The organism is Psychrobacter sp. M4, from assembly GCF_055699795.1.
The window spans coordinates 2,761,200-2,781,622 of record NZ_CM146740.1 but is presented as its reverse complement, the minus strand read 5'-3'; the positions used below and the strand labels follow the sequence as shown (position 1 = coordinate 2,781,622).

At 40.9% G+C, this 20,423-nt stretch carries 19 protein-coding genes; 14 read left to right on the top strand and 5 right to left on the bottom strand.

The annotated features are described in order from the left end of the window. The first annotated feature begins 130 nt into the window (after positions 1-130). Positions 131-367 carry an acyl carrier protein gene (gene acpP, locus ACR63N_RS11540; RefSeq protein ID WP_058368288.1) on the top strand — a complete coding sequence of 79 codons (237 nt, stop codon included), beginning with the start codon at positions 131-133 and terminating at the stop codon, positions 365-367. A gap of 425 nt (positions 368-792) precedes the next feature. Then, complete coding sequence (lysM, locus tag ACR63N_RS11535; protein ID WP_367105735.1) at positions 793-1,302, top strand: peptidoglycan-binding protein LysM; 510 nt, start codon at positions 793-795, stop codon at positions 1,300-1,302. A gap of 114 nt (positions 1,303-1,416) precedes the next feature. Here lysM and queG read toward each other — a convergent pair whose 3' ends face one another. Then, positions 1,417-2,592 carry a tRNA epoxyqueuosine(34) reductase QueG gene (gene queG, locus ACR63N_RS11530; protein WP_367107218.1) on the bottom strand — a complete coding sequence of 392 codons (1,176 nt, stop codon included), beginning with the start codon at positions 2,590-2,592 and terminating at the stop codon, positions 1,417-1,419. Between the two features lie 177 nt (positions 2,593-2,769). Here queG and ACR63N_RS11525 point away from each other — a divergent pair, with 177 nt between their 5' ends. Next, complete coding sequence (locus tag ACR63N_RS11525; RefSeq protein WP_367107217.1) at positions 2,770-4,506, top strand: NAD(P)H-hydrate dehydratase; 1,737 nt, start codon at positions 2,770-2,772, stop codon at positions 4,504-4,506. A gap of 222 nt (positions 4,507-4,728) precedes the next feature. Here the strand turns inward: ACR63N_RS11525 and ACR63N_RS11520 are convergent, their stop codons facing one another. Next, positions 4,729-5,232 (bottom strand): DUF4124 domain-containing protein, encoded by a 504-nt coding sequence (locus ACR63N_RS11520; protein ID WP_367107216.1) that lies wholly within the window; start codon positions 5,230-5,232, stop codon positions 4,729-4,731. A gap of 912 nt (positions 5,233-6,144) precedes the next feature. Between ACR63N_RS11520 and ACR63N_RS11515 the strand changes: the two genes are divergently transcribed. The 8 genes from ACR63N_RS11515 to ACR63N_RS11480 all read left to right on the top strand — a co-directional run bounded on the left by ACR63N_RS11515 (position 6,145) and on the right by ACR63N_RS11480 (position 13,904). Continuing rightward, complete coding sequence (locus ACR63N_RS11515; protein ID WP_367105768.1) at positions 6,145-7,857, top strand: acetolactate synthase 3 large subunit; 1,713 nt, start codon at positions 6,145-6,147, stop codon at positions 7,855-7,857. Continuing rightward, on the top strand, positions 7,857-8,354 hold the full coding sequence (gene ilvN / locus ACR63N_RS11510) for an acetolactate synthase small subunit (protein WP_367105739.1): 498 nt from the start codon (positions 7,857-7,859) through the stop codon (positions 8,352-8,354). Before ACR63N_RS11515 ends, ilvN begins: the two co-directional genes overlap by 1 nt. A gap of 146 nt (positions 8,355-8,500) precedes the next feature. Next, positions 8,501-9,517, top strand: coding sequence for a ketol-acid reductoisomerase (gene ilvC, locus ACR63N_RS11505; protein ID WP_367105740.1), 1,017 nt, complete (start codon positions 8,501-8,503; stop codon positions 9,515-9,517). A gap of 290 nt (positions 9,518-9,807) precedes the next feature. Continuing rightward, positions 9,808-10,233, top strand: coding sequence for a hypothetical protein (locus ACR63N_RS11500; protein WP_367105741.1), 426 nt, complete (start codon positions 9,808-9,810; stop codon positions 10,231-10,233). A 360-nt stretch (positions 10,234-10,593) separates the two neighbouring features. Further along, entirely contained in the window at positions 10,594-10,806 is a 213-nt protein-coding gene (locus tag ACR63N_RS11495) for a cold-shock protein (protein ID WP_367105742.1), read from the top strand. A gap of 225 nt (positions 10,807-11,031) precedes the next feature. Then, the gene (locus tag ACR63N_RS11490) at positions 11,032-11,661 is read left to right on the top strand and encodes a DUF421 domain-containing protein (RefSeq protein ID WP_367107215.1); all 630 of its coding nucleotides are present in this window, start codon (positions 11,032-11,034) and stop codon (positions 11,659-11,661) included. A gap of 354 nt (positions 11,662-12,015) precedes the next feature. Continuing rightward, positions 12,016-12,765: an electron transfer flavoprotein subunit beta/FixA family protein gene (locus tag ACR63N_RS11485; RefSeq protein WP_367107214.1), complete on the top strand. Its 750-nt coding sequence runs from the start codon at positions 12,016-12,018 to the stop codon at positions 12,763-12,765. A gap of 206 nt (positions 12,766-12,971) precedes the next feature. Beyond that, a complete protein-coding gene (locus ACR63N_RS11480) occupies positions 12,972-13,904 on the top strand; it encodes an electron transfer flavoprotein subunit alpha/FixB family protein (protein ID WP_367105745.1) in 933 nt (310 codons plus the stop codon). A 115-nt stretch (positions 13,905-14,019) separates the two neighbouring features. Here ACR63N_RS11480 and ACR63N_RS11475 read toward each other — a convergent pair whose 3' ends face one another. Then, positions 14,020-14,820 carry a TrmH family RNA methyltransferase gene (locus tag ACR63N_RS11475; protein ID WP_367107213.1) on the bottom strand — a complete coding sequence of 267 codons (801 nt, stop codon included), beginning with the start codon at positions 14,818-14,820 and terminating at the stop codon, positions 14,020-14,022. A gap of 40 nt (positions 14,821-14,860) precedes the next feature. Beyond that, on the bottom strand, positions 14,861-15,844 hold the full coding sequence (locus ACR63N_RS11470) for a class 1 fructose-bisphosphatase (RefSeq protein ID WP_367107212.1): 984 nt from the start codon (positions 15,842-15,844) through the stop codon (positions 14,861-14,863). A 311-nt stretch (positions 15,845-16,155) separates the two neighbouring features. On the opposite strand from ACR63N_RS11470, the gene ACR63N_RS11465 reads away from it, so the two are divergent. From ACR63N_RS11465 to ACR63N_RS11455, 3 genes are all read left to right on the top strand, one after another. Then, positions 16,156-17,241, top strand: a complete 1,086-nt coding sequence (locus ACR63N_RS11465) for an aspartate carbamoyltransferase catalytic subunit (RefSeq protein ID WP_367107266.1) — start codon at positions 16,156-16,158, stop codon at positions 17,239-17,241. Between the two features lie 120 nt (positions 17,242-17,361). Beyond that, on the top strand, positions 17,362-18,543 hold the full coding sequence (locus ACR63N_RS11460; RefSeq protein ID WP_367107265.1) for a dihydroorotase: 1,182 nt from the start codon (positions 17,362-17,364) through the stop codon (positions 18,541-18,543). Next, positions 18,536-19,093 (top strand): DUF2127 domain-containing protein, encoded by a 558-nt coding sequence (locus ACR63N_RS11455; RefSeq protein WP_367105748.1) that lies wholly within the window; start codon positions 18,536-18,538, stop codon positions 19,091-19,093. The genes ACR63N_RS11460 and ACR63N_RS11455 overlap by 8 nt, the downstream gene beginning before the upstream one ends. A 25-nt stretch (positions 19,094-19,118) precedes the next feature. Here ACR63N_RS11455 and ACR63N_RS11450 read toward each other — a convergent pair whose 3' ends face one another. Next, positions 19,119-20,396 carry a cation:proton antiporter gene (locus tag ACR63N_RS11450; RefSeq protein WP_367107211.1) on the bottom strand — a complete coding sequence of 426 codons (1,278 nt, stop codon included), beginning with the start codon at positions 20,394-20,396 and terminating at the stop codon, positions 19,119-19,121. Between the last annotated feature and the right edge of the window lie 27 nt (positions 20,397-20,423).

Below are 20,423 nucleotides of genomic sequence, written 5' to 3'. Positions count from 1 at the left end.
AAGCAACAGTCGTTATAGTGTGTTTAGTTTATAAAGCTGACATAATGTACCGTATTTTATATAATGTCATCGGTGCTAATACTGGCTAGGTGACGATTTTTACATCGATAAATAGAAAGGAGTAATCTATATGAGTAATGATACTGAGCTAAGAGTAAAATCTGCAGTAGCAGAGCAGTTGGGCATGAATGTTGAAGACATTAGTAATGACGCTTCTTTTATGGAAGATCTAGGCGCAGATTCACTAGATTTAGTTGAACTGGTTATGTCTTTTGAAAGTGACTTTGGTATTACTATTCCTGATGAAGATTCAGCTGAATTGACTACCGTACAAAAAGCTATTGATTACGTTCAAGCTCAACTGTAAAAGCTATTGTTATGGAGTTCATTTATAGTAGATTTATCACATTTTAGAATTATTAATCGTATTCTAAAACTACTAGCAATACAAATAAACTCTATAAGGTTTTCTCAACCGCTTATCTTAGTTGATAAGTGGTTTTTTTACGTATAGTAGTCTAATATCCAATAATTTTGACAGTTATTAGCTATTCTATGTTTCTAGTAAGTCAAACTATCATTATAAATAGTGTTCCGCTTAACATAAGCAAAGTAAAATTAACATTACTCAACACTGTTTTACTATTTGCAACTATTTATTTATTTTCTTCTTGGCTATAGTGTTTGTAGAATAAGAAATTTCGTAGTTAGTAGTGATACTGGTATGATTGTTCTGCTAATGAATAAACAACAATGTAAACAATAGAAAATTAAACTTGAAGGAGTAACCATATGGGTATATTTAGTTTTGCAAAGGATATTGGCGATAAAATTTTTAATCGTGATGATGAGAAACATGATGCTAAAGTAGAGACTAAGGCAGACGCTAATACGCCAGTAAAAGACAACGAGCCTTCTGCACAGTCTGTCGCAAATATTTTATTGCGTCGTATTCAGCAGCAAAATCTTAACATTAGTAATTTAAAAGTTAAATATAATGGCTCTACAGATACCGCTGAAATCAGTGGTAACGCCAAAACCCAAGCTGATCGTGAAAAAGCAATTATTGCCATTGGTAATGTACAAAATGTGGCGAAAGTTATTGATAATATCGATATTGAAGAAGATGCACCAGAATCAACTATGTATACCGTAAAATCTGGCGATAGTTTATCTAAGATTGCTCAAGAGGTATATGGATCATCTGGTGACTACATGCAAATATTTGAAGCCAATAAACCGATGTTATCAGATCCAAACAAAATATACCCAGGTCAAGTATTACGTATTCCTAAGCCCTAGTTATTTATAATATATAAGTTAAGCTATTAGCTTCAGCTCATAAAAAGCGCCTTTTTTAAAATAAGAGGCGCTTTTTTATTGTATTTTAGAAAGTGTCGTTCAACAGATTTGAGTTTACGCTAGTTCTTTTAACTTGCGTCGCTGTTCATCGATAGCCCAGTGAATATGTTCATCAAGCATCTCGCCATAATTCCCTAATTTAGCTTGTAACTGAATGATATTATTCTTTTTGACGTTAGCATTACCTAGACCAATAGCTATATTGCGCAAAAAGTTGACATAGCCGGTACGTCTAAGCGGACTACCTTGAGTGTTTTGTAAAAACGTCTCCTCACTCCACTCCCATAATTCAAGTAAGCTACTGTTGTCAAGATTATGTCTTGGCGCAAAGTCATCAACGGTAGTCAGTTTGGCATATCGGTTCCACGGACAAATCAGCTGACAGTCATCACAGCCAAAGATGCGATTACCGATAGCGCGGCGATACTTAGTATCTATTGAACCGTCATGTTCAATGGTCAGATAAGAGATACAGGCGGCAGCATTAAGCTTATGCGGGGCAACAATAGCTTGGGTTGGACAGATGTCAATACAGGCACTACAGCTACCGCAGTGTGCGCTAATAGGCTTATCATCAGGCAATTCAAGACTGATAAATAGCTCGCCTAATACAAAGAATGAGCCTGCTTGCTTATTTAGCAGTAACGTATGCTTCCCGGTCCAGCCGAGTCCTACCGCGTCTGCTATAGGACGCTCAAAAATAGGCGCAGAGTCACTAAAGGGCCGAAAAACAAAGTCGGATTCAGCCCCAACAGCTAGATGTTGCCATTCTGGTAGCATGGACTCTATTTTTAAAGCCAACTGTTTTAGACGACTACGCATAATTTTATGATAATCACGACCTCTAGCATAGCGAGCAATAATGCCATGATTTGGACGATCATTGTCCTCAATGCGGCGACGCATAGGCGTTTGTGTTAAGTAATTCATACGTACGCTGATAATAGTTTTCGCCCCTGCAACTAGTTTATCAGGATGTGCCCGTAGCTCATGATTATGATGCATAAATTGTAGCTGACCCTCATAGCCTTTAGCGAGCCAGTGCTCAAGTTGCTTAATCTGTTTTGAGAATAAAGGATGATGAACGGATAAAAATCCGCAATCAGCAAAACCCAAGGCTTGTGCCTGTACTTTAATCCACCGTTTGACGTCCTCAGCAGTAGCAAACACTTCGGTGTTAACAACATCGATAGATGCAGGTTTTTGAGTTATAAATGATTTTTGCTTCATATAAGATTATATAACGAGTAGGATAAAATAGAGTATAACGATAAATTAGAGATATTTTAGCAGTAATATCAATGTTATTAATATCAATACAGAAGACCAGTCATGATTTTGTTAGGCTTAGCATAATAAATAACTATCAAAACTAACGTTTTTTGATAAGAAAAATAAGGAGAGGTCATGCTACCAAAGATACCGACAACAGCATATCAATACCGTCCATCAATACCAATCGCTTTATACAGTAGTGATCAGGTTTATACTATGGAACAAGATTGGTTTGCACAAGGGTATAGTGGTTTTGCACTTATGAAGCAAGCGGCTTGGCAAATAGCGCAGCATATTATTCAGCTCAATGAGCATAGCATTAAGTCAAAAGACGCTCATAACTGCCAGTCATCTACTAGTCAAAAGCTGCGAGCCTGTGTTTGGGTAGGACAAGGCAACAACGGCGGCGATGGTTGGTTGATAGCTTATTATCTACAGCAAGTAGGCTGGCATGTGCAAATTATAACTGTTGGCATTACTGATCTTAAAGGTGATATACAAGCAAAAAACGTTGATGATACCTCATTATCAGATGCGCTAAAGGCTCAGCAAATAGCATTGGTGGCTCATTGTCCTTATCAACGTTTTGAAGACAGCCAATATTATCAAAATGAAAATGCTCAGTTAGACACGGCGTTGCAGGCTGATGTCTATATTGATGCTTTGTTTGGTATTGGTCTCGATCGTGCTCCAAAGGGTGTCTATCAACAGGCAATTATCGCTTTTAATAAACTTGCTAAGCAAACTGGCGCTTTAGTTGTCGCTGTTGATATTCCAAGTGGCCTAGTAGCGTCCACCGGGCAGGTATTTGAGCAATTAGCGATACAGGCAGATTTTACATTATGTTTGGTGGCGCGTAAGTTTGGTTTGCATACCAAAGATGGTGCTGATTACGCTGGGCAAGTTATTGATATTCCTCTAATACCTTATGAGCCAATACAGCCAGCAGCTTGGTTATTAAACCGGACTTATTGCCTGTCCTCACGTCAGCAAAACAGTTATAAAGGTAGCTACGGGCATGTACTAATTATCGGGGGCAATCGTATAGATGGCTCACAAGGTATGGGCGGTGCTGCAATTTTGTCGTCTGCAAGTAGCATGGCAACGGGTGCGGGCAAGATTACGGTAGCTTGCCATGACGCTTTTCACGGTGCCTTGCTCACCTCCCTCCCAGATGCGATGACTATAGATTTACATGATCAAGGTGGGGTCAAAAATTTAATCAAAGATGCTAGTGTGATAGCTATTGGTATGGGACTTGGTCGTGATAATGCTGCAAAAGAATTATTTATAAGTTATGTGCAAGCAGCCATAGAGCAAAAATGCACTATAGTTATCGACGCTGATGGTCTTTATCATCTAGCATCGTTATATAAAGATAATCATAAGCTCATCAACAGTTTACGAGAACATAGTAGAAAGCATCGGGTTTGCTTAACGCCGCATAGCGGTGAGGCAGCAAGGTTGCTTGATCTGAGTATTAATGAGGTAGAAAATGGGCGTCTGGCAGCTATAAAACAGTGTGCTGATCTTTATGGGGGCGATTGGGTGCTAAAGGGTTCGGGGTCTTTAGTAAGTGAGCAGGGGCAAGTCTACGTTTGTAATGTCGGTAATGCAGGTATGGCAACAGCAGGTATGGGAGATGTATTGTCTGGAGTAACTGCAGGATTGTTAGCTCAGCAAGATTTAGATAATGAGCAGCGCAGTTTGCGTCAAGCTGTGCTTATTCACGGCTTAGCAGGAGATCAATTAACTAATCAGTCAAACAGTGCTATCAACAGTAAGCTACTATTGATCGGACAACGAGGCCTACAAGCACAAGACATGCCTGCTGCTATTCGTCATGTAATGCAAATGTACACTCATTAAAGTGTTTCTTAGGGTAGCCAGTTCAATATAAAACGATACAGGAGGACTAATTTTAGCTTTTATGCTTATTGTTGCAAGCAGATAAGAGTTGCAAAAAATAAGGTTACAAAAGATTCAACTTAGTCCCGCGCTATAGTAGGATGTATCTCTTTTATTTGATATCTTCTGTATTTTACAAGCACCAGTAGTCTTCAACAGTTCAGTTTAGCTTGGTCAGTTAAGTTAAGTACTTACCCCACTGCAGTATTGACCTATAGCCTGCTGCACGCGTTCACGCTTAAGCTCAATCTCACGGCCGTCCAAATACTTACGATTACCGTCTGCATCCATCTCATAAATACGTCCACCGACATTAAGATTGGTAAGGTTATTGCGTAGTGATTGACAGCGCTGAGCATTGGCTTGCGCTTCTTGATCCTTAATACGGGCCTCTAGCTGTGCTATGCGCTGCTCTTCAGCAATCTGTGCGTTGCTGCTTTGGCTTGGGTCAGTTTTTCCAGCCATCTGCCCTGTATCGTTTTGTCTGCCATCACTACGAAATTCAATGACCTCAATATTTTTAGCATCTTGCGGGGCATGTTGGCTATATTTGACTTCACCATGCGCGCCAATTGATTTGTAAACCTGAACGGCATGGCTATTACTTATAGACAAAGCAATCATACAGGTAGTCACAAACGTAGCAAGTAGCTTGTTTTCAGCTTTCATTATAGGTAGATGAGCCATGAGGATGATCCTTTTAAAACATCAACAAAGCAATTACTATGCCGAATTAGACATATATGTCCAAAAGTTACAATTATTATACGATTTTGAGCTATATTAGCGAATAGTAGTTATAGCTAGATATTTCCAATAACGAATAGTTAGGAGTATGATTCACAATTTTTCCTTGACAATAGGACTCAAACCACCGAATATAACAGCAGTTGATTGGTCAGTGAGCGGCTTTTATGATATTGCCGTGGCACTCGAAAATAACCACTACGAGCTACTTATCGGTAGCATTTGTACGTTATTTTCTTTGTGACAATAGCTCAGCATAGTTTATATAGTAGTAGCTACTTTAAACTGTACTTATTGTCTCCGGACTTATCGGTCTACAATGACTAAGATAAACTTATTATTTTGAGATATTAAAGCTAGTTGTAGCGCTGATAGCGCTAAGTATAGTATGTTAAGTGCTCGGTATAATACGACTTTAGTATTCATACGTCATCAATAAGTAAAGTGATTAGTGTCTGTACTAACTGTTTTTATTGACGTTATTCTTCGTGTCGTTGCTACTAATACCGCTATAGCGATTTAATGCTTGACTGTAATGTCTTCTCAAAAGTTAATAAGCCTCTTTTATAGATAGTCTTTAATGCGCTATTTAGTGTATATAAAAACATCTTGCCACTGTATATCGATAACCTCCTATCAAAACTGATCCCATAAATTACTATGTTTAAGCAAAATGCTGCCCGATACAGTAGCACGGCTTTGACGTAGTGAGCATACCTACTTGATAAGGTGATGACAGTGACTCAAACCACACAAAGTCCGAACATGACTGGCCATACCCAGACGGGTCATGCCGCCAAACATTTCGAAGAAAAGCAGCAACAGCTTGCTAAAGGTACTAAGCAGCCCGTAATGCTATCGGGTGCTGAGATGTTAGTACAATCGCTGACCGATGAAGGCGTCAAATATATTTTTGGCTATCCGGGCGGTGCTGTTCTGCATATTTACGATGCTCTATTCCAACAAGATACCATTGAGCATATTCTGGTGCGTCATGAGCAAGCGGCTGGTCACATGGCCGATGCCTATTCAAGAGTGACAGGCAATACAGGCGTCGTGCTTGCCACATCGGGCCCAGGGGCTACCAATACGGTTACTGCCATTGCGACGGCCTACATGGATTCAGTACCGATGGTTGTGATCTCAGGTCAGGTACCCAGTAGCCTGATTGGTGAAGATGCTTTTCAAGAAACGGACATGGTTGGCGTCTCACGCCCTATCGTAAAACATAGCTTTCAGGTCCGTCATGCTAGCGAGATTCCAACCATCATCAAAAAAGCCTTTCATATCGCTCAGTCTGGTCGTCCCGGCCCGGTCGTTATTGATGTGCCAAAAGATATGACTGCGCCCAATGAAAAGTTTGCTTACGAATATCCAGCACAAGTATCCATGCGCTCTTATCAGCCCTCAAATAAAGGTCACGGCGGTCAAATTAAAAAAGCAGTTGAGACTCTACTTGCAGCCAAGCGTCCGGTGGTCTATGCCGGCGGCGGCGTTATTTGGGGTAAAGCACACGCTGAGCTGACTGATCTTGCGCACCGTTTAAACTTGCCAGTTACTAACACTTTAATGGGTCTTGGGGTATTTCCAGGCTCTGATAGTCAGTTCTTAGGTATGCTTGGCATGCATGGTACTTATGAAGCCAATATGAGCATGCATCATGCTGATGTTATTTTGGCTGTGGGCGCGCGTTTTGATGATCGCGTGACCAATAATGTCAAAAAGTTCTGTCCTAATGCCACTATTATTCATGTCGATATTGACCCTGCTTCGATATCAAAAACGATCCTTGCTCATATTCCTATCGTTGGCGATGTCAAATCCGTGCTTAGCGATATGCTAGATATTATCGGTAATGACCAAGAGCTTGATCAGCATGCCCTGCTAGATTGGTGGGCACAGATTAAGGAGTGGCGTAAGCGTCATGGCCTGCGCTATGACACCAATACCGATGAGGGTATCAAACCACAAAGCGTGGTACAAGCATTGGACAAGGTCACTAATAGCAATGCTATAATCACCAGCGACGTCGGTCAGCATCAAATGTTTGCAGCGCTCTATTACACCTATAACGAACCACGTCAATGGCTTAATTCAGGTGGCCTTGGTACTATGGGAGTTGGGCTACCGTACGCGATGGCTGCCAAGCTTGTTTACCCTGATCGGGACGTAGTCTGTATTACGGGGGAGGGCTCCATCCAGATGAATATTCAGGAGTTGTCGACTTGTCTGCAATATAATTTACCGGTCAAAATCTTGAACATAAACAACGCTCAGCTTGGTATGGTAAAACAGTGGCAAGACATGTTGTATGAAGGCCGCCATGCTCAGTCTTATATGAACTCTTTACCCGATTTTGTTAAATTGGCCGAAAGTTATGGTCATGTTGGTATCAAAATTACTGACCCTGAAACTATGGAGGCGCAAATAGCAGAAGCTATGGCGATTACTGATAAGTTGGTATTTATTGATGTTTATGTGGATCGTAATGAACATGTTTATCCGATGCAAATTGCTGGACAGACAATGAGTGATATGTGGTTATCAAAAGGGGAGCGAGCCTAATGCAACAGCAACATCTGATTTCGGTATTGATGGAAAACGAAGCGGGGTCGTTGTCGCGGTTAGTCGGCTTGTTCTCCCAGCGCGGCTATAACATTGAGACACTAAACGTAGCTCCAACTGAAGATCCTACAATTTCGCGTTTAACCTTGACCACCATCACTTCTCCTGAGAAGATTGAGCAGATTACCAAGCAGCTGCATAAGCTAATAGAAGTGGTCAAAGTACTTAACCTGTCAGATACTGTACACGTAGAGCGTGAGCTCATGTTGATCAAAGTTCGTGCTAGTGGTAGTGTACGTGAGGAAGTCAAACGTAGCGCAGATATATTTCGCGCCCAAATTGTTGATGTTAATGCCAATTTATATACTATCCAAATCGTTGGCGATACGGCTAAGCTCGATGGCTTTATCGATACCATCGGTCGCGAACGCGTTTTGGAAGTCGTGCGTTCAGGAGTTATAGGTATTGCTCGCGGTGAAAAGACTCTAAGTTTATAGTTAGAAATCATAACGAAACTGTGCAATACGAAACTGTGCAATCAGCTGTTTATTAATGATCTATATTTAACATCAAGCTTATGTATCAAATGATCTAAGCATTTACTAGCCTCGGCTATCCATGATTGAGGAAAAGGACTCTATATATGAATGTTTTTTACGATAAAGACTGTGATTTATCCATTATTCAAGGCAAAAAAGTGGCCATTATTGGCTATGGCTCACAAGGTCATGCGCATGCTCTGAACTTACAAGATTCTGGTGTTGATGTCACCGTAGGTCTACGTGCAAGCTCAAGCTCATGGAAAAAAGCTGAGAATGCTGGTCTTAAAGTTGCTGAAGTTGCTGAGGCAGTCGCTGCCGCTGATGTTGTTATGATCCTAACCCCTGACGAATTTCAAAAACAATTGTATAACGAAGTTATAGAGCCTAATATCAAAGAGGGCGCAACGCTTGCCTTTGCTCATGGTTTTGCAATTCATTACAATCAAGTAGTACCACGTAGCGATCTTGATGTAATTATGGTGGCGCCAAAAGCACCTGGTCATACTGTACGCAACGAGTTCGTTAAAGGTGGCGGTATACCTGATCTTATTGCTATTTATCAAGATTCTTCAGGTCAAGCGAAGCAGTTGGCGTTATCTTACGCCGCCGGTGTTGGCGGTGGTCGCTCAGGTATTATTGAGACAACTTTCAAAGATGAGACTGAAACGGATTTATTTGGTGAACAAGCGGTACTTTGCGGCGGTGCAGTAGAGCTGGTCAAAATGGGTTTTGAGACTTTGACTGAAGCAGGCTACGCGCCAGAGATGGCCTATTTTGAGTGTCTGCATGAGCTTAAGCTTATCGTTGATCTCATGTATGAAGGCGGTATCGCTGACATGAACTACTCAATTAGTAACAACGCGGAATATGGCGAATATGTTACAGGTTCTGAGGTCATTAACGAGCAGTCTCGAGAAGCGATGCGTAACGCTCTTAAACGCATTCAATCGGGTGAGTACGCTAAGATGTTTATCTCTGAGGGTGCAACTAATTATCCATCAATGACAGCGCGTCGTCGTAATAATGCTGAACATGACATTGAAATCACTGGTGCAAAACTGCGCGCTATGATGCCTTGGATCGGTGGTAATAAAATTATTGATAAAGACAAAAACTAGAAGCCACCATTGGATAGTTTCTAATAGCTATCATCAGTCTTAAATGTACTTAAACCCTGTGCTATCAAAAAGATAGCATAGGGTTTTTTATACTGTAGCGTTTTTTATCATAAGGTTTTTTAACTTATGCTAAAACTTTTTGTGACATTAGGTCAAACAGGAGTCACTAACGTTGCTTGAAAAGCTATAAAGGATACTCAATATAAACAGCCCTCACAACCGTTATTTGTTGTTGTTATCTGTTATTCTCGTCATTGTTGTTGTAAATTTCTTAAATTATAGGTCGTATTGTGCAAATATCAAATCTTGACTGGCTAACGCCGCAGTTCATTTATATCGCTTTTAGTGCCGTGGTTGCCATTCTCATTTGGGTAGAAGGTGAGATGCTCAAACGCACTGCTGGAAAATTGCCACAATCAGCCCTGTTTAAATTTAGCTCATTATTAGATACTGCTTGGTTTTTTATCTCTGTTTTGATGCTGTATGTGATTGATTTGACACCACTTGCCGTTGCAGTACCAGCGGCCTACGGGCTTTATACTGTTTTTGGCTGGATCTACGGTACCCGTTTACTTAAGCGGCGCGGTATTCCAGATTCTCCTAAAGATTTAGTAATACCTCCGAAATATATTGCTTATAGCCAGTCTTTTGCTCTTATATTTTTAGTTTTATGCTTGTTGGTACTAGTTTCTCCATGGTTGCCTATCTTTGATTAAGCTTTCCCAACTATAACTATTTAAATATTATTAAAGTTAATTTATATCTATCTTTATTATTTTGACACATGAAAAGTAGGTGTCAAAAAGTTTTTATAGTTATATGTAAGTTTATTAAACAATCTGTTAAGTTTTTACAAAAACGTCTTAATTCATTATGTTGTCAGTGGTCAAAGCTGCTATAATCAAAACATACTCACTTGATCTTGATTTGAACTTAAAATAATTTATTACTTGATGATTTTTCATTCGATAAAAGATTATTTTAGTTTAAGTAAAAACTTAAAAATCAGCTGAGTATTTGTCAATTAACCGGTGACGATGTAGGTCGCATCAATAGTTTAAGAGTTAGGAAAATTTATGTCAGAGAAAGTTGAAGGCACTGTAAAGTGGTTTAATGAAGCTAAAGGTTTTGGTTTTATCGCGCAGGATAACGGTGGACAAGACGTATTTGCTCACTATAGCGCTATCCAAGGCAGTGGCTTTAAAACTTTAGCCGAAGGCCAAAAAGTGTCTTTCATCTTAGGTGAAGGAAAAAAAGGCCCACAAGCTGAGCAAATCGAAGCAATCTAATCTTTTTAGTAATGAAGTTAATTGATTGATCAGTTAATTTGTTATTAGAAGATAAGTTATTTGCAAAGATTACACGTTGTTATAACAACATAGATATTGTTTAGACTGTATATTAAAAGCAACCTCTCATCAGGTTGCTTTTTTTATGTCTCCAATAAATGATACTAAGTCAATGATTAAAAGTATAAATAGGCTTTATTAAAATATACAAAAAAGGGTAAGGTTATGGATTGGCAAGCATGGTTTTCGATCGAATGGCAACAGATACTTGGTATTTTTTTATCCGTTATTGGCTTTTACTTCTGCTTGATATTATTTACTCGCATTACAGGTCTGCGTAGCTTCTCTAAGCTATCTAGTTATGATCTAGCCATGACTGTAGGGATAGGTAGTATTTTAGCTTCTACAGTATTATCAAAATCTACATCGCTATTGCAAGGGGTTGTTGCCATTGGTTTTTTATTTGCGCTGCAAGGGTTAGTCTCCATTGTTAGACGTAAAGTTAAACCTATAAAAGCATTGATAGATAATCAGCCTATTATTTTGATGGCGCACGGTAAGTATTTTGAGGAAAATTTGAAAGAGGCTAAACTAAGCACCAATGATATTAAGCAAGTACTGCGAAAAAACGGTGTCAAGTCAAAGTCTGAGGTGTTTGCAGTCATTATGGAGACGACGGCTGATATGAGCGTGATCAAAACTAGTGATGCTATTCCTGATTGGTCAATATTTGATGATATCCGTGATAATGAGCTATTGTTAGAGACAAGGTCTAATGATGATCAAGCGCACATTAATAACAATAAAGATGATTTTGCGAAACAACAACAAACTGTAAAGCATGGACAGGCATAGCAATGCTATAAGTATAAAGGTAAAATAAAGATATAAAAGTAGGATTAAGAGTAACTTTATAAGGCTATAACGAATTTAAAGTTTTACGATAAAAGGCATAATGCTCAAAGTTTGTGCAGATGATCTGAAAAAAACGACAAATTTATGACGCGTTATTCACGCCCTTATCTTGACCTTGCAGTGCTACTGACGCAAGATAGTTGAGTCTTAATAACTAGTTTTAATTTGAACTGAATAAGTGCTATTTATTGTATTCAGTTGTTATTTTTAATTGGCTATTTTAACGAATAGCTTTTTAACGATTTGAAAGCATTACTTTTCACCCTTAAATAACATCTAAAAAACGAGGAACGTATGAAAGCATTAGTCGCAGTCAAGCGTGTCATTGATTACAACGTAAAAGTTCGTGTAAAAGCTGATAATAGCGGTGTTGATCTTTCTAACACCAAAATGTCCATTAACCCATTTGATGAAATTGCTGTTGAAGAAGCTGTACGTCTGAAAGAGGCGGGCGTTATCGATGAGATTATTGTAGCTTCTATTGGCCCAAAAGAATCTCAAGAACAGATTCGTGCTGCCTTAGCTTTGGGTGCTGATCGCGGAGTTTTAGTACAAACGGATGATAAACCTTATCCACTACAAGTTGCTAAGATTCTAAAAAGCATTGCAGAGAGTGAGTCTACTGATATCGTTTTGTTGGGTAAACAAGCTATCGATGATGATAACAATCAGACGGGTCAGATGTTAGCAGCATTGATGGGTGTAGGCCAAGGTACTTTTGCTTCAGAAGTCAAGGTTGAAGGTGACAAAGTAAATGTCACTCGTGAAGTAGACGGTGGACTACAAACGGTTGCTCTTGAACTACCAGCGATCATAACCACTGATTTGCGCTTAAATGAACCACGTTACGCAAAACTACCTAATATTATGAAAGCGAAGAAAAAGCCACTTGATGAAAAAACGCCTAGCGATTTCGGTGTTGATATGGCTTCCAAACAAGAGATCACCAAGGTTGAACCACCTGCTGATCGTAAAGCCGGTATTACGGTAAAATCAGTTGATGAATTAGTCGATAAGTTAAGAAACGAAGCAAAAGTAATTTAATAATTTATTTATGTTTACATAGAGATTCGTACTTTTAGCGCTGTATTTAAGTGTTTAAAAGATAGGCGTTTAGAAATTAAGTACTCAAAATTTAAATATCGAAAACCTAAGTGTTGAAAATCTAAGTATTCAACACCTAATTATTTGAAATCTAGTTGTTTAAAATCTATGTCTCAATATAAATATACAAATTAAGGATAAAAACAATGGCAATTTTGGTATACGCAGAACACGACAATGCCAGTCTAAAAAAGGCAACCTTAAATACGATTGCAGCTGCTAAGCAAATGGGTGATGACGTTCATGTGTTAGTAGCAGGTAGTGGTAACCAAGCCGCTGCTGATGAAGCCGCTAAAGCTGAAGGCGTAAGCAAAGTATTATTGGCAGACAATGCTGCCTATGAGCATCAAATGGCAGAGAATATCGCTTTATTGGTAGCTGATATTGCTGGTGATTACAGCCATATCGTTGCACCAGCAACCACCACAGGTAAAAACTTTATGCCCCGGGTTGCCGCTTTACTTGATGTTAGTATGTTGTCGGAGATCTCAGCAGTAATTGACGCGCAAACTTTTGAGCGCCCGATTTATGCAGGTAATGCCACTGCAACGGTTAAAACTACCGAAGACAAAGTAGTAGTTACGGTACGTACGACTGCTTTTGATCCGGTAGCAAGCGAAGGTGGTTCTGCTACAGTTGAAACTATCGATAGTGTCCAAGATGCTGGTAAATCAAGCTTTGTCAATGAAGAGATGGCCGCCTCAGATCGTCCAGAGCTGACCTCAGCAGGTATCGTAGTTTCTGGTGGTCGCGCGCTTGCCAATGGTGAGAACTTCACTAAATATATCGAACCATTAGCCGACAAGCTAGGCGCAGCTATCGGGGCATCGCGTGCCGCAGTCGATGCAGGCTATGTGCCCAACGACATGCAGGTCGGTCAAACGGGTAAAATTGTTGCACCGCAGCTTTATATTGCAGCTGGTATTTCAGGTGCTATTCAGCACATGGCAGGTATGAAAGATTCTAAGGTTATCGTTGCTATCAATAATGATCCAGAGTCGCCTATTGCAAGTGTTGCTGATTATTTCTTAGAAGCTGATTTGTTCGAAGCGCTACCTGAGCTGACTAGCAAAATCTAAATCAATAGATGACTGGTTAAGAGATAAATTATAAAATCCCGCTATAATAGTAGCGGGATTTTTTATGTACAGAGGGCATAAAATATAGTTTTACGCTGATAGTTATGGTTTTAACTTAACTTTGACTATAGTTACGCTGACGCAGGGTTTCATAAAGACATAAAGAACCTGCAATGGCAACGTTTAAGCTTTCCTGCCCATTTGGTTGTGGCAAGGCAATAGGAGTTGCACATTGCATCAGCTCGTCGCAAACCCCTTGACCCTCATGTCCCATCACCCAAGCGATAGGCGCTCGCAAATCATGCGTATAGATGAGCGTATCAGTATGAGAGCTGGTCGCTAATAGTGGAACTTGTACATAGTCTAAGATGTCTTGAGGGCTCAAACCTTCATAAATACTGAGTGCAAACTGAGCACCCATACCCGCGCGCAAGGTTTTAGGCGACCAAGCTTGGGCGGTGGCGCTAGTGCAAAGTACAGTTTTGATACCTACTGCTGCTGCAGTACGCAGTAGGGTACCAACATTACCGCTATCTTGTACGTCGTTAAAAATTAAACAATCGCTATTAATAGTAGATATATCAGGTATTGGTATGTCGATAATAGCCATGATATCGATGCCAACACCTAGACTGCGAATGCTTTGATAGAGCTTATCAGATAGCAAGAGTAAGCTCGTTTGACTGGGCAGACGATCTAAAAGCTGTTGAACTTCCCTATGATTTTGTGCAGACTCCGCTAACAGTATCTGAGCAAGAGGGTAATTGCTACGTAGCGCTGCATCAATAAGATGCGCGCCTTCAATGATGGTCTGCCCTTGCTTTTTGCGCAGACGAGCCTGAGTCAGTAACGCTCTAGCAAGCTTTATCGTTGAGTTTTTATCGGAGGTAATGAGCTCGTTAGGGTTAGATCGCATAACTCTTTAAACCTTTATTAGGAATACTTTTAAATAGACTTTAGGTTTCATCGTGCTCTAAATGCAGCTGTTTAACATAGTCAACCTCGTTTTGACTTCCGAGTACTACAGGGACGCGCTGATGAATGTCGGTTGGCTTGATATCCAAAATACGATTGACCGCATCTGTTGCTCCGCCGCCTGCTCGTTCGATAAGCAAACTCATGGGATTGGCTTCGTACATCAAACGCAGTTTGCCAGCTTTGTGAGCATATTTGGTGTCAAAGGGATAAGTAAACAGACCACCACGGCACAAAATACGATGCACATCGCCGACCATAGCCGCGACCCAGCGCGTATTGAAATCGCGTCCACGTACGCCTGCTTCGCCAGCAACTAACTCGTCAATATATTGCTGCATGGGTGCCCGCCAGTAACGATAATTTGAGCTATTAATAGAATACTCACTAGTCTCAGCATCAATTTTTACTTCATCGTTTACCATTATATAATCACCACTATCTGGGTCCAGACTGAACATTACCACATCATCAGCAATAGTTAGTGCCAGCATAGTTGAGGTACCATACAATAGATAGCCTGCTGCCAATTGCTCGCTACCGGCTTGCAGAAAATCACTATTATTACAGGTTTGACCTTGACGCTGATACGGCAAGATAGAGAAGATGGTTCCGACTGCCATATTGATATCAATGTTAGATGAGCCGTCAAGCGGGTCAAACAAGACCAATAAACTACCGTCTGCATTGGCAGGGGTGGCATCGTCAAGCTCTTCTGAAGCTACGCCTGCGCAGTTCTTGTTTTTCGCCAAAGCGTCTAGAAGTAAATCGTTGGCAAGAACATCAAGCTTCTTTTGCTCTTCTCCTTGCACGTTTTGATTACCTGCCTCACCAAGAATATCAGCAAGCGCGCCCTTACGCAGTAGCTGTGATATAGTTTGGCCGACATTGGTAATAGTGGTAATGACATCGTTAATCGCAGGATTAGAGGAGTGGTCTTTTAAGTATTGTGTTAAAGTTGTCATGGTACTTCCTAGTTGATAAAGTGAAGAGTAAAATAAAGTACAAATAAGCTACCAAGCTGGCAAATAATGTAGAGCACTCATAGCTTAACTTTTTATATTAATCCTAATATCAGCTACACTATCTCTATTATTATTTGATAGCTTCAATTGTTTGTCGTAGCTGATGTTAGTACTATTTAAATCTTTCTACTGCTGCGGCAAAGTGTAGCAAATAAGCGCTAAAATGTCCTTGTATCTGTGTGCATGATTATAAGGCATAACGAAACATGCGTTAAATAAACCAACGAAAAAGACTCGCCACTATGTCAAATATGTCAAATTCAACTCAAGATTCTGTAGAAGATAAGACGGCGTCTGTTACCCATAAAAACAATACGAAGTTTGACCCTGCCACTATTCATAAAAGACTGGATACCTCGCTAAGCCGTCCGCAGCTCAACGAAGATGGTAGCTTACGGCACTTTTTAGGTGTAGAAGGGCTTAATAAAGCGCAGCTACAATCTATCATAGCCAAAGCAGAAACCTTTTTTGATGACAATGGACTGCTCATTAACCGTCCAGAGCTTGAAGGGTGTACGGTGATGAATTTGTTTTTTGAACCCTCAACCCGTACGCGTACGACTTTTGAGGTAGCAGAAAAACGCTTGAGCGCCAACGTGCTGAATATAGATATTGGTAGCTCTAGTACCAAAAAAGGCGAAAGCTTACGTGATACGTTATGGAACTTGCAAGCGATGACCGCTGATATCTTTGTAGTGCGCCATTCTTCTTCAGGGGCTGCCCATTTTATGGCAACTGAGGTTACTCCAAACATTGCTATTATTAATGGCGGTGATGGCTGGCATGCGCATCCAACTCAAGGGATGCTGGATATGCTTACTATTCATCGGGAAGCGCCGCGTCCTTTTGAGGAATTGTCGGTAGCTATCATCGGTGATATTAAACACTCGCGAGTAGCGCGCTCTAATATAAGTGCGCTACAGACCTTAGGGGTCAAAGACATTCGAATCATCGCCCCGCGTACTTTATTACCTAAAGGTATTGAGCGTTTTGGGGTGCAAGTTTATGAAGACATGGATAAATGCGTGACAGATTGCGATGTCATTATGGGTCTTAGAATACAAAACGAGCGCATAGGTTCGCCACTATTGGCTTCATCTAGTGAGTACTACAAACACTATGGCATTACTCCGAAGCGGGTAGCGCTGGCTAAACCCGATGCACTGATTATGCACCCAGGTCCTATGAACCGGGGGGTTGAAATTGCTTCAAGCGTAGCAGATGGTGATCAGTCTGTTATCTTAAAGCAGGTCAGTAATGGCGTAGCTATTCGTATGGCAGTACTAGCGCTTACCATGCAAGGTCAGCGCGTACATCAAGCGGCTAAGTTGGGTTAATTTAGCAATAGCTGTCAAAAGATTAAATCCCAATTAGCATGATATTTTTTTGTCCTAATTTATTTATTATTTATATGGTAATTAACGCTCATGACCACCTCTATTGCTACAAATGCGCAAATGATTGATTTACTGCCTACCGCCTTTAAAGCATCGCTGTCGGATACAGCACTTGATAAGCTGAAAAATATAGTTATAGAAGGTGAGACTTGGCTACTACCTCCTTTGGTAGACTTGTGCGCGCGTCTGCGAGAACCGGGTCAGCAGCAGCACGGGACTTTAGCATCTGAAGGCCAAGCCGCACGCTCCAATGGCTTTTTACACGTGGTCATTCCTCCAGATACCAATCCAATTTTAGAAAATGGCTCGTTATTAAAGGGCTTACGTGAGCGAGCACTAGATGACGGCGGCATTTATTTGCATATTCTTGGGGCATTGACTGCTGGATTAGAAGGCACGCATCCTTCGAATATCGCTGGCTTAAAAAAAGGCGGCTGTATCGCGGTCTCTAATGCTCGGCGACCGTTTGCCAATGATTTAGTATTGCTACGCACATTAGAGTATGCTGCCACCTTTGGTATGAAAGTGTTTTTTTATCCCGATGAGCCAAGCTTATCGAATAATGGGGTAGCGCACGAAGGTTACATTGCCTCTTATCATGGCTTGCAAGGCATTCCTTGGATCGCTGAAACGGTAGCTTTATCGACTCAACTGTTGATGGTGGAAGAAACTGGTATTGCTGCGCACTTTAGCCAGTTGTCTTGCAAATCGTCAGTGGAGCTGATGCGCTGGGCAAAAGATAAAGATTTGCCAGTCACTTGCGATGTCGCCATGCATCAGCTGTATCTAACGGATGATAATTTAGAAGGTTTTAACGCGCAAGCTTATGTACTACCACCGCTACGCAGTAATACCGATCAGCAAGCTTTGCATCGTGGTCTCAAAGATGGGACGATCGATGCGATATGTAGCCATCATGAGCCACTAAACGCTACTGCCAAAAAAGCGCCTTTTGCTGAGAGTACGCCTGGCATCTCAAACTTTGATACCTTTATGGCGCTAGCTTGCCAATTGGTGCGAGATGAGATATTAACCTTAAAGCAACTGGTAGACAAAATATGTCTCAATCCAGCAAAAATCGCTGGCATAAATGAAGACTATGCAAGTATCGGCGGCGCGGTAGTTATCGACCCCAATCTTGAATGGCAAGTAACTACAGATACGATGCACTCAAATGGTAAAAACACACCTTTTTTTGGACAGTTTCTACAAGGACGTGTGGTGGAGACTCTATTTGACTAATAGGCCTGTACAAGAAGATAAAGTACTATCGTTGCCCCCAAAAAGGAGTCATAAATTCGATAAACAAGATCAGGCATTGTCCAGTTATGCTAGTAAATCTAGCGAATCTATTAAGGCGGTAGCCATATACGAGATTGTCAAAGGAGGTGGCGCGTTATTGATGGCTGCCGCATTGTGGCTATGGCATAAAGATTTAGAGCAATGGCTTGCCACAGTAACTCAGACTTGGCATCAGCAGTTTGGTCAATTACTAGCGCCGCAAGTTGACAGTATTGTGCAGCTTGCTCAGCGTGCCAGTAAAAACTGGACGCTATTTTTATTATTAATATTTGCTTATGCTAGCCTACGCTTTATTGAAGCTTATGGACTATGGCAAGATAAAACTTGGGCGTACTGGTTTAGCGTCATCGGTTATGGGATTTTTATCCCCGTTGAGCTGTACTACTTAATTACAGGTCCATTTGATTGGTTCAAACTGGGTATCTTTGTGCTAAATATTATTATCGTGGTAGTGGTCTACCGCAATATGAAGCACAAAGGTTTATTATAAAAAGGTTTGCTATAAAACTGAGCGGTTATGATGTAGGCGTTGCAGGCTGGTTTTCAGTAATGGTTTTAGCCACTTTACCGATGCTTAGACCTTGAACTAAGATAGAGAATATTACCACCGCGTAAGTTAACGATAGTAAAACATCGCGCTCATCTCCGGTAGGTAGCTGTAGTACTAAGGCGACCGAGATACCACCACGTAGACCGCCCCAAGTTAGTACTTTCCATGCGCCTTCAGGCAGATCAAGCTGACGACTAAAGGTCTTGGTGGTCATACCCACTACTATAAACCGAGCAAGCAAAGCGATAACAATTGTTAAGCCACCAGCGATAAACAAATTGCCAGAATAAGCAATCATCACGATCTCAAGACCAATGAGTACAAACAAAATCGCGTTTAAGATCTCATCGATTAACTCCCAAAAGAGATCAATATAGTGCCGAGTCTTATCACTCATCGCTAAGGCGCGACCACGGTTACCTACCATCAGCCCCATCATGACCATTGCCAGCGGCCCTGACAAATGCCAATGACTGGCCAGCGCATAACCGCCTATCACGCCAGCTAGTGTTAACAGTACCTCTTCTTGATAGCTATCGATGCTTTTGATCATATAATACAAAATGCCACCAAGCACCAAACCAAAGACAATACCACCGCCAGCTTCGACCGCTAAGGTATGAGCAACATAATTAGCTGTTGGGATATCGCCACTTGATAAAATGCCAAGCAGTAAGACGAAAATGACAACGCCAATACCATCGTTAAATAATGACTCGCCAGCGATAACCGTCTCCAAGCTTTTGGGCGCGCCAGCTGAGGCTAAAATGCCCATAACAGCAATGGGATCGGTAGGAGATATCAAAGCGCCAAACAGCAGACACCAGATGAAGGGTAAGCCAAAATCTAGCAGAGGTAACATAAAATAAAGGGTGGTCGCAATGAGCACAGCTGATACGATCGTACCAATACAGGCCAAAATACCTATAGGTAATTTATATCGTCTCAAGTCGCCAATATTGACATGCAAAGCGGCAGCGAATAACAGCATAGATAACATGCCATCTAGCAATACTTCAGTAAAATCAAGCTGCTCTAGTAAACTGACTTCATAATCAATAAGCTCATCGAACCCTAAAAATCCTAAAAATATCGCTCCTATAGATAGCAAAATAGAGATTACCATGACACCGATAGTTGTTGGTAGACCGATAAAACGGTGGTTGACATAGGACAGTACAGCGGTAATAGATAAGAAGATGGCGCTTATTTCAAGTACAGTTAAACTGGTTGCAGAAGCCATAAAATAGATCTCAAATAAAATAATAGA

Bases quoted from the DNA above. Each gene is read 5' to 3' on its own strand.
- ACR63N_RS11495 (WP_367105742.1), top strand. From the start codon at position 10,594: ATGTCAGAGAAAGTTGAAGGCACTGTAAAGTGGTTTAATGAAGCTAAA.
- ACR63N_RS11465 (WP_367107266.1), top strand. From the start codon at position 16,156: ATGTCAAATTCAACTCAAGATTCTGTAGAAGATAAGACGGCGTCTGTT.
- ACR63N_RS11520 (WP_367107216.1), bottom strand. From the start codon at position 5,232: ATGGCTCATCTACCTATAATGAAAGCTGAAAACAAGCTACTTGCTACG.
- acpP (WP_058368288.1), top strand. From the start codon at position 131: ATGAGTAATGATACTGAGCTAAGAGTAAAATCTGCAGTAGCAGAGCAG.
- ilvC (WP_367105740.1), top strand. From the start codon at position 8,501: ATGAATGTTTTTTACGATAAAGACTGTGATTTATCCATTATTCAAGGC.
- ACR63N_RS11475 (WP_367107213.1), bottom strand. From the start codon at position 14,820: ATGCGATCTAACCCTAACGAGCTCATTACCTCCGATAAAAACTCAACG.
- ACR63N_RS11485 (WP_367107214.1), top strand. From the start codon at position 12,016: ATGAAAGCATTAGTCGCAGTCAAGCGTGTCATTGATTACAACGTAAAA.
- ACR63N_RS11450 (WP_367107211.1), bottom strand. From the start codon at position 20,396: ATGGCTTCTGCAACCAGTTTAACTGTACTTGAAATAAGCGCCATCTTC.
- ilvN (WP_367105739.1), top strand. From the start codon at position 7,857: ATGCAACAGCAACATCTGATTTCGGTATTGATGGAAAACGAAGCGGGG.
- queG (WP_367107218.1), bottom strand. From the start codon at position 2,592: ATGAAGCAAAAATCATTTATAACTCAAAAACCTGCATCTATCGATGTT.
- ACR63N_RS11470 (WP_367107212.1), bottom strand. From the start codon at position 15,844: ATGACAACTTTAACACAATACTTAAAAGACCACTCCTCTAATCCTGCG.
- ACR63N_RS11515 (WP_367105768.1), top strand. From the start codon at position 6,145: ATGCTATCGGGTGCTGAGATGTTAGTACAATCGCTGACCGATGAAGGC.
- ACR63N_RS11480 (WP_367105745.1), top strand. From the start codon at position 12,972: ATGGCAATTTTGGTATACGCAGAACACGACAATGCCAGTCTAAAAAAG.
- ACR63N_RS11490 (WP_367107215.1), top strand. From the start codon at position 11,032: ATGGATTGGCAAGCATGGTTTTCGATCGAATGGCAACAGATACTTGGT.
- ACR63N_RS11460 (WP_367107265.1), top strand. From the start codon at position 17,362: ATGATTGATTTACTGCCTACCGCCTTTAAAGCATCGCTGTCGGATACA.
- ACR63N_RS11525 (WP_367107217.1), top strand. From the start codon at position 2,770: ATGCTACCAAAGATACCGACAACAGCATATCAATACCGTCCATCAATA.
- lysM (WP_367105735.1), top strand. From the start codon at position 793: ATGGGTATATTTAGTTTTGCAAAGGATATTGGCGATAAAATTTTTAAT.